Origin of the sequence: Klebsiella sp. CN_Kp100 (genome assembly GCF_040065315.1) — a bacterium.
Taxonomy (GTDB): domain Bacteria; phylum Pseudomonadota; class Gammaproteobacteria; order Enterobacterales; family Enterobacteriaceae; genus Klebsiella; species Klebsiella oxytoca.
This window is the reverse complement of record NZ_JBEAIJ010000020.1, coordinates 1-860: the sequence shown is the minus strand read 5'-3', so window position 1 is coordinate 860 and position 860 is coordinate 1. Positions and strand designations below refer to the sequence as shown.

General features: G+C 60.5%; 1 pseudogene. It reads right to left on the bottom strand.

The features are described from left to right. A pseudogene (rfbK, locus tag ABLV12_RS08745) lies at positions 1-860 on the bottom strand (O9 family phosphomannomutase RfbK); the annotation flags it as partial.

Sequence of the window (860 nt, the reverse complement as noted above, 5' to 3'; positions counted from 1 at the left end):
ACGTTGAGACGCACTACCGGCTCGGTGTTCGAGCTGCGCAGGTTAAAACGCCACTCCGGATATTCAATACTGATGCCGTCTGTGGTGTCCACGTTGACGGCATCCGGTTCATAGCGTTCACGGATGCGCGCTATTGCCGCCGCCGCATTCTCCAGCTTGCGGTTTATTTCCCCCGACGCCGGGAACGCCGCCTGCCGGTCCGCCACCAGCGCCTTCAGCGGGCTGTTCTTCAGACACAGCAGCTCCGCCACCAGCAGCCACGGGATCATCCCGCTGTCGCAGTAGGCGAAATCGCGGAAATAGTGGTGTGCGCTCATCTCCCCGCCGTAAATCGCATCTTCCTGACGCATCCGCTCTTTAATGAACGCGTGCCCGGTCTTCGACATCACCGGCGTGCCGCCGCTGCGGGTCACCATATCCACCGTATTCCACGTCAGACGCGGGTCGTGAATAATCCGGGCACCCGGCTGCTTCTGCAGGAACGCTTCCGCCAGCAGGCCAACAATATAATAGCCTTCGATAAATTCTGCATCGTTATCAAACATAAAGCAGCGGTCGAAGTCACCGTCAAAGGCGATACCCATGTCCGCGCCGTGCTCGCGCACCGCATCCGCGGTGTCCTGCCGGCACTCCGGCAGCAGCGGGTTCGGGATACCGTTCGGGAAGTGGCCGTCCGGCTGGTGATGCACCTTGATAAAGGTCACCGGCACGCCTGCCGCCACAAAACGTTTCTCCACTTCATCAATCACGTGACCGGCTGCGCCGTTGCCGGAGTTCACCACCAGCTTCAGCGGACGGGTGAAGCTGGCCAGGTTCACGTAGCCCATCAGGTGGTCCACGTACTCCTGCAGCACCGATAT